At 67.6% G+C, this 7,440-nt stretch carries 8 protein-coding genes; 7 read left to right on the top strand and 1 reads right to left on the bottom strand.

Translation table 11 applies throughout. The annotated features are described in order from the left end of the window. From ACWD4B_RS21360 to ACWD4B_RS21350, 3 genes are all read left to right on the top strand, one after another. On the top strand, positions 1-725 hold a 725-nt coding region (locus tag ACWD4B_RS21360; RefSeq protein WP_451422205.1), incomplete at its 5' end, for a cytochrome c oxidase subunit I. Beyond that, entirely contained in the window at positions 722-1,120 is a 399-nt protein-coding gene (locus tag ACWD4B_RS21355) for a cytochrome c oxidase subunit 4 (protein ID WP_171082892.1), read from the top strand. The genes ACWD4B_RS21360 and ACWD4B_RS21355, both read left to right, overlap by 4 nt. Before the next feature lie 137 nt (positions 1,121-1,257). Further along, positions 1,258-2,502, top strand: a complete 1,245-nt coding sequence (locus tag ACWD4B_RS21350; RefSeq protein WP_451422204.1) for an Ig-like domain-containing protein — start codon at positions 1,258-1,260, stop codon at positions 2,500-2,502. 11 nt (positions 2,503-2,513) lie between these two features. On the opposite strand, the gene ACWD4B_RS21345 is transcribed toward ACWD4B_RS21350, so the two are convergent. Next, entirely contained in the window at positions 2,514-2,921 is a 408-nt protein-coding gene (locus ACWD4B_RS21345; protein ID WP_390777662.1) for a hypothetical protein, read from the bottom strand. Between the two features lie 240 nt (positions 2,922-3,161). On the opposite strand from ACWD4B_RS21345, the gene ctaE reads away from it, so the two are divergent. The 4 genes from ctaE (at position 3,162) to qcrB (ending at position 7,330) form a co-directional block, all read left to right on the top strand. Next, positions 3,162-3,782, top strand: a complete 621-nt coding sequence (gene ctaE, locus ACWD4B_RS21340) for an aa3-type cytochrome oxidase subunit III (RefSeq protein WP_336412624.1) — start codon at positions 3,162-3,164, stop codon at positions 3,780-3,782. A 67-nt stretch (positions 3,783-3,849) separates the two neighbouring features. Next, on the top strand, positions 3,850-4,659 hold the full coding sequence (gene qcrC / locus ACWD4B_RS21335) for a cytochrome bc1 complex diheme cytochrome c subunit (protein ID WP_336412623.1): 810 nt from the start codon (positions 3,850-3,852) through the stop codon (positions 4,657-4,659). Next, positions 4,656-5,708, top strand: a complete 1,053-nt coding sequence (gene qcrA, locus ACWD4B_RS21330; RefSeq protein ID WP_451422203.1) for a cytochrome bc1 complex Rieske iron-sulfur subunit — start codon at positions 4,656-4,658, stop codon at positions 5,706-5,708. Before qcrC ends, qcrA begins: the two co-directional genes overlap by 4 nt. Then, positions 5,705-7,330, top strand: coding sequence for a cytochrome bc1 complex cytochrome b subunit (qcrB, locus tag ACWD4B_RS21325; protein WP_451422202.1), 1,626 nt, complete (start codon positions 5,705-5,707; stop codon positions 7,328-7,330). Before qcrA ends, qcrB begins: the two co-directional genes overlap by 4 nt. Positions 7,331-7,440 lie beyond the last annotated feature (110 nt).

Raw genomic sequence — 7,440 nt, 5'->3', positions numbered from 1 at the left:
TCCTGATCGCGGTCCCGACCGGTGTGAAGTTCTTCAACTGGATCGGCACCATGTGGAAGGGCTCGCTGTCCTTCGAGACCCCGATGCTCTGGGCCGTCGGCTTCCTGATCACCTTCACCTTCGGTGGTCTGACCGGCGTCATCCTGGCCTCGCCCCCGATGGACTTCCACGTCTCGGACTCGTACTTCGTGGTGGCGCACTTCCACTACGTGATCTTCGGTACGGTCGTCTTCGCGATGTTCTCCGGATTCCACTTCTGGTGGCCGAAGTTCACCGGCAAGATGCTGGACGAGCGCCTCGGCAAGATCACCTTCTGGACGCTGTTCGTGGGCTTCCACGGCACCTTCCTGGTGCAGCACTGGCTGGGTGTCGAGGGCATGCCCCGCCGTTACGCGGACTACCTGGCCGCCGACGGCTTCACCACGCTGAACACCATCTCGACCATCAGCTCCTTCCTGCTGGGCCTGTCGATCCTGCCGTTCATGTACAACGTCTGGAAGACCGCCAAGTACGGCAAGAAGGTCGAGGTCGACGACCCGTGGGGTTACGGCCGTTCGCTGGAGTGGGCGACCTCCTGCCCGCCGCCGCGGCACAACTTCCTCACCCTGCCGCGGATCCGTTCCGAATCCCCGGCGTTCGACCTGCACCACCCCGAGATCTCGGCTCTTGAGCTCGAGACCGTGGGTGCCGGGGCCATCGCGGGCGGAAAGGAGTCCGGCAAGTGAAGATCCAAGGCCGGATGTTCATCTGGCTCTCCGTCTTCATCCTCGCCATGGCGATCGTCTATGGCCTGTGGTCGAAGGAAGCCGCCGGTACCACCGCGCTCTTCATGGCCTTCGGCCTGAGCGTGATGATCGGCTACTACCTGGCGTTCACCGCGCGCCGGGTGGACGCCGGTGCCCAGGACGACAAGAACGCCGATGTCGCCGACGATGCCGGTGAGCTGGGCTTCTTCGCCCCGCACAGCTGGCAGCCGCTGTCGCTGGCCGTGGGTGGCGCGCTCGCCTTCCTGAGCATCTGCTTCGGCTGGTGGCTGATGTTCTTCTCGGCACCGATCATCTTCGTCGGACTCTTCGGCTGGGTGTTCGAGTTCTACCGCGGCGAGAACCAGAACCAGTAGGTTCCGCCGCCCGCAGTACCCCCGGGCCCCGCACACCTGGCGGTGTGCGGGGCCCGATTGCGTCCCCGGAGGGGCGGCGCCACCCGTTTGCAGTCACCCCGCGGGCCGTACCCCCCGAATCTTCCTACGGTGTGACCATGAGTCACTCCTCTCGCAGCACGGCGGTTCTCTGCAGCCTCCTGGTGATCGCCCTCGCCGCAGGGGGCACCGCGTGCGGCGGCTCGTCCAACCCGCTGGCGGACAAGCCCTACGACGCCACCGGGCAGGTGTCCCTCGTCGGCGCCGAGGACGGCCACAAGGCCGACCCCGGCAAGCCGCTGGAGGTCAGGGCCGACGGCAGCGACCGGATCACGGACGTCACCGCGACGGACGCCGCCGGCCGCTACGTGAAGGGCGAACTCGACGCGGGCGGGCTGCACTGGCGCAGCACCGGCGCCCTCGCCGCCGGCGCCCACTACACCGTCAGGATCAGCACCGAGGACGAGGACGGGGCCCAGGGGCGGCGCACGATCGGCTTCGACACCAACCCCGCGGACAAGCTGCTGCGCGTCACGTTCGGCCCGCAGAGCGGCACCTACGGCGTCGGACAGCCCGTCACGGCCGAACTCAGCATGCCCGTCACGGACCCCGCCTCCCGCGCGGTCGTCGAGCGCACCCTGCGGGTCGACTCACAGCCCTCCGTCAAGGGCGCCTGGTACTGGGTGGACAACCGCACCCTGCACTACCGCCCGCAGGAGTACTGGCCCGCTCATGCGGTCGTGAACGTCTCCGCCACGCTCAACGGGATAAAGGTCGGCGGGGCGCTCTACGGCGGCCCCTCCAAGCCCGTCCGGCTCACCATCGGGGACCGGGTGGAGGCCGTCACGGACGCCAGTGCGCACTCCATGACCGTCATGAAGAACGGCCAGGAGCTCGGCAGCGTCCCCGTGACCACCGGAAAGCCCGGTTACGACACCCGCAACGGGGTCAAGGTGGTCCTGGGCAAGGAATCCTTCGTACGGATGCGCGGCACCAGCATCGGCATCGCCGAGGGCAGCGCCGACTCCTACGACCTGCCCGTCCACTGGGCCACGCGGGTCACCTGGAGCGGCGAGTACGTGCACGCCGCCCCCTGGTCCGAGGGCTCGCAGGGCTGGGACAACGTCAGTCACGGCTGCACCGGCATGAGCACCGAGAACGCCAAATGGTTCTTCGACACCGTCCATCTGGGCGACATCGTCAAGGTGGTCGGCAGTGCGGGCGCCACGATGACGCCCTTCGACAACGGCTTCGGCGACTGGAACATGCCGTGGCAGAAGTGGCGCCAGGGCAGCGCGCTGACGGCCGGCAAGCGCGAGGGCACCAGCCCTGCCGACGCGGCCCGGCTGCGGCCCCGGATGTGAGGTGCAGCGCCCTAGGCCCCGACGGCCGGCCGGTCCGCCGCCCGCAGCAGGCCCGCCAGGGCGGCGGAGAAGGCCACCGGGTCCACCGGGTGGGTCACCACCGCGTCCGCCCGGCTCCAGGTCGCCAGCCAGGCGTCCTGCGGGCGCCCGATGAGCAGCAGCACGGGCGGGCAGCGGAACACCTCGTCCTTCAGCTGCCGGCACACCCCCATGCCGCCCGCGGGCGCCGTCTCGCCGTCCAGGACGCACACGTCGACCCGGCGCTCCTCCAGCGTCCGCAGCACGGCGGGCAGGGTCGCGCACTCCAGGTACTCCACCTGCGGCACATCGGCCGCGGGGCGCCGCCCGGCGGCCAGCCGCACCTGCTCCCTGGTGCTCGCGTCGTCGCTGTAGACCAGCACCGTGGCAGTGGGCTGCATTCGTTCCTCCAGGCGTGTGAGAAGCACAGCGTGTGGATCGTTCTGCTGCGCGGATGCTACTCCGCGCACAGGGCCCCGGAGGAGGGTTCGCACACGGCTGGTGACGGTGCGTCGGGCCGGGCGGAAGGGCCGCTTCCTCCCTTCGGGGGACCACGGAACTGGGCCGTACGAGCTGGGCATACGCCCTTGACACACCGAACGGCACCCCCCGGAGTGAGCGCGAGATAAGCGACCGACATAATGTCGGTCGTGGCGACAGCAACAGCAGTAGATACCGGGCACGCGCACCCCTCGGTCAACCGGCCGAACCTCACCAGCGTCGGAACCATCATCTGGCTGAGTTCCGAGCTGATGTTCTTCGCGGCCCTCTTCGCGATGTACTTCACCCTCCGATCGGTGACCGGAACCGACCACTGGAAGGAGATGGCGTCGCACCTGAACGTTCCGTTCTCGGCGACGAACACCACGATCCTGGTGCTCTCCTCCCTCACCTGCCAGCTCGGCGTCTTCGCTGCTGAACGCGGCGACGTGAAGAAGCTGCGCACGTGGTTCGCGATCACCTTCGTGATGGGTGCCATCTTCATCGGCGGCCAGATCTTCGAGTACACCGACCTGGTCAAGGAGGACGGCCTCTCGCTCTCCTCCGACCCGTACGGCTCGGTGTTCTACCTGACGACCGGCTTCCACGGCCTGCACGTGACGGGCGGTCTCATCGCCTTCCTGCTGGTCCTGGGCAGGACGTACGCGGCCAAGAGGTTCACCCACCACCAGGCGACGGCGGCCATCGTCGTGTCCTACTACTGGCACTTCGTCGACGTGGTCTGGATCGGCCTCTTCGCCACGATCTACTTGATCAAGTAATCGGTCCTGTCCTGCACCGGACCACAGTCCAGCAACGAAGCAGAAGATCCTGACACCGGGGTAATCCGTGAAAAAGCTCTCCGCACGACGACGCCATCCGCTGGCGGCGGTCGTCGTCCTACTCTTCGCGCTGGCGGTAACTGGGGGGCTGTACGCCGCGTTCGCGCCGGCGGACAAGGCCAAGGCCGATGACACCGCCCAGTCCCTCGCCATCGAGGAGGGCAAGAAGCTCTACTCCGTGGGCTGCGCAAGCTGCCACGGCACCGGCGGTCAGGGCACCTCCGACGGGCCGAGCCTGGTCGGTGTGGGCTCCGCGGCCGTCGACTTCCAGGTCGCCACCGGCCGTATGCCGCTCCAGCAGCAGGGCGCCCAGGCGCCCCGCAAGAAGGCGATCTACTCGCAGGCCGAGATCGACCAGCTCGCCGCGTACATCGCCTCCCTCGGCGCGGGGCCGGTCGCCCCGACCAAGAGCCAGTACAGCCCTGACGGCGCCGACATCGCCAAGGGCGGGGAGCTCTTCCGTACGAACTGCGCCCAGTGCCACAACTTCACCGGCAAGGGCGGCGCGCTGTCGAACGGCAAGTACGCCCCGAGCCTTGAGAACGTCAACCCCAAGCACATCTACGAGGCCATGCAGACCGGCCCGCAGAACATGCCTTCCTTCCCCGACACCACGATGTCGGAGAAGAACAAGAAGGACATCGTCGCGTACCTGGGCACGGTCAACAGCAGCAAGTCGGAGAACCCCGGCGGTCTCGAGCTGGGCGGGTTCGGCCCGGTCAGCGAAGGCCTGTTCGCGTGGGTCTTCGGTCTGGGCGCGCTGGTCGCCGTGGCCATCTGGGTCGCTGCCCGGACCGCAAAGGCCAAGAAGTCATGAGTAGCCAAGAGATTCCAGAAGAGAACCTGCCGAGCACGCAGGGCGAAGCACACGCCGGCGCCGTAGCCACCGCCGACCCGTTCGCCGACCCGGGGCTGCCGCCGCACGAGCACCGCATCCAGGACATCGACGAGCGGGCCGCCAAGCGGTCCGAGCGCGTGGTCGCGATGCTGTTCGTGCTGTCGATGCTGGCCACGGTCGGCTTCATCGCCTCGTACGTGACCCTGCCGGTCGACAAGAACATCTACGTCTTCCCGATCGGTCACATCAGCGCGCTGAACTTCGCGCTGGGCCTGACCCTGGGCGTGGCGCTGTTCTGCATCGGCGCGGGCGCGGTCCACTGGGCGCGCACCCTGATGTCCGACGTCGAGGTCGCCGACGAGCGGCACCCGATCGAGGCCTCTCCCGAGGTCAAGGCCAAGGTCATGGCCGACTTCCGGGAGGGCGCGAAGGAGTCGGCGCTCGGCCGCCGGAAGCTGATCCGCAACACCATGTTCGGTGCGCTGGCGCTGTTCCCGCTCTCCGGCGTGGTGCTGCTCCGCGACCTCGGTCCGCTGCCGGGCACCAAGCTCCGCAAGACCGCCTGGTCGCAGGGCAAGATGCTGATCAACCAGAACACCCTGCAGCCGCTGCGTCCCGAGGACATCCAGGTCGGCTCGCTCACCTTCGCCATGCCCGAGGGCATGAAGGAGGAGGACGAGGACTTCCAGAACGAGATCGCCAAGGCCGCCCTGATGATCGTCCGGCTCCGCCCGGAGAACATCAAGGACAAGCGCGAGCTCGACTGGTCGCACGAGGGCATCGTCGCGTTCTCCAAGATCTGCACGCACGTCGGCTGCCCGATCAGCCTCTACGAGCAGCAGACCCACCACGTGCTGTGCCCCTGCCACCAGTCCACGTTCGACCTCTCCGACGGCGGACGCGTGATCTTCGGCCCGGCCGGCCACGCCCTTCCGCAGCTGCGGATCAAGGTCAACGACAAGGGCTACCTGGAGGCCATGGGCGACTTCGAGGAGCCCGTCGGTCCTGCTTACTGGGAGCGCGGATGAGTACTGCAACCGACAACCGGCGCAAGGCGCCCGCCGGCGAGCGGGTCGCCGACTGGGCCGACGGCCGGCTGGGGATCTACTCCCTGGCCAAGGCCAACATGCGCAAGATCTTCCCGGACCACTGGTCCTTCATGCTGGGCGAGGTCTGCCTCTACAGCTTCCTGATCATCATCCTCACGGGTGTGTATCTGACGCTGTTCTTCCACCCGAGCATGAACGAGGTCGTCTACCACGGCTCGTACGTCCCCATGCAGGGCATGCGGATGTCCGAGGCGTACAAGTCGACGCTCGACATCAGCTTCGACGTCCGCGGTGGTCTGCTCCTCCGGCAGATCCACCACTGGGCGGCGCTGGTCTTCCTCGCGGCCATGATGCTGCACATGATGCGCGTCTTCTTCACGGGCGCGTTCCGCAAGCCGCGCGAGGTCAACTGGCTGTTCGGCTTCCTGCTGCTGGTGCTGGGCACCTTCACCGGCTTCACCGGCTACGGCCTGCCGGACGACCTGCTCTCGGGCACCGGTATCCGCATCGCACAGGGCCTGATCCTGTCCATCCCGCTGGTCGGGACGTACATCTCGATGTTCCTGTTCGGCGGCGAGTTCCCCGGCCATGACTTCGTGGCCCGGTTCTACTCGATCCACATCCTGTTGCTGCCGGGCATCATGCTCGGTCTGGTCGTCGCCCACCTGATCCTGGTCGTCTACCACAAGCACACGCAGTACCCGGGTCCGGGCCGGACCGAGAAGAACGTCGTCGGCATGCCGCTGATGCCGGTCTACATGGCCAAGGCCGGAGGCTTCTTCTTCCTGGTCTTCGGTGTCATCGCGGCCATCGCCGCGATCGCCACCATCAACCCGGTCTGGGCGATGGGCCCGTACCGGCCCGACCAGGTCTCCACCAACGCCCAGCCCGACTGGTACCTGGGCATGTCCGAGGGCATCTTCCGGGCCATGCCCGGCTGGGAGATCAACTTCGCGGGCCACACCCTGGTCCTGGGCGTGTTCATCCCGCTGCTGATCTTCGGCGTGGTGCTGACGGCCATGGCGGTCTACCCCTTCCTCGAGTCGTGGGTGACCGGTGACAAGCGCGAGCACCACCTGCTCGACCGGCCGCGCAACGCCCCGACGCGTACCGCGTTCGGCGTCGCCTGGCTGGTGATGTACGGCGTCGGGCTCGTCAACGGTGGCAACGACCTGTGGGCGACGCACTTCCACCTCTCGGTGAACAGCGTCACCTGGTTCGTCCGGATCACGTTCTTCACGGCTCCGATCCTCGCCTTCATCGTCACGCGCCGGATCTGCCTGGGTCTCCAGCGCCGCGACCGGGACAAGGTGCTGCACGGACGCGAGTCCGGCATCATCAAGCGCCTGCCGCACGGTGAGTTCGTCGAGGTCCACGAGCCGCTCTCGCAGGACCAGCTCTTCACGCTCACCTCGCACGAGCAGCCGAAGCCGCTCGAGCTGGAGCCGGAGGTCGACGAGAACGGTGTGGCCCGCAAGACGGGTGCCTCGCAGCGCCTGCGCGTGAAGCTCTCGAAGGGCTTCTACGGCGAGGGGACGCACATCCCGAAGGCCACTGCCGAGGAGTTCGAGGAGATCACGAGCGGCCACGGCCACCACTGATCCGCTGTACAGCTGATACGCCACGACGAGGGGCCCGCGGGAATTTCCCGCGGGCCCCTCGTGCATGCCCGCGGCCGCCGTGCGCGAACTTCCTTGTCAAGGTGGGCGGT

It is taken from the genome of Streptomyces sp. NPDC002536, assembly GCF_053594995.1.
The sequence above is the reverse complement of the archived record's forward strand: the minus strand, read 5'-3'. Positions and strand labels throughout refer to the sequence as shown.

Coding starts and splice junctions, on each gene's coding strand:
- ctaE (WP_336412624.1), top strand. CDS start 3,162: ATGTCGGTCGTGGCGACAGCAACAGCAGTAGATACCGGGCACGCGCAC.
- qcrA (WP_451422203.1), top strand. CDS start 4,656: ATGAGTAGCCAAGAGATTCCAGAAGAGAACCTGCCGAGCACGCAGGGC.
- ACWD4B_RS21350 (WP_451422204.1), top strand. CDS start 1,258: ATGAGTCACTCCTCTCGCAGCACGGCGGTTCTCTGCAGCCTCCTGGTG.
- qcrB (WP_451422202.1), top strand. CDS start 5,705: ATGAGTACTGCAACCGACAACCGGCGCAAGGCGCCCGCCGGCGAGCGG.
- ACWD4B_RS21345 (WP_390777662.1), bottom strand. CDS start 2,921: ATGCAGCCCACTGCCACGGTGCTGGTCTACAGCGACGACGCGAGCACC.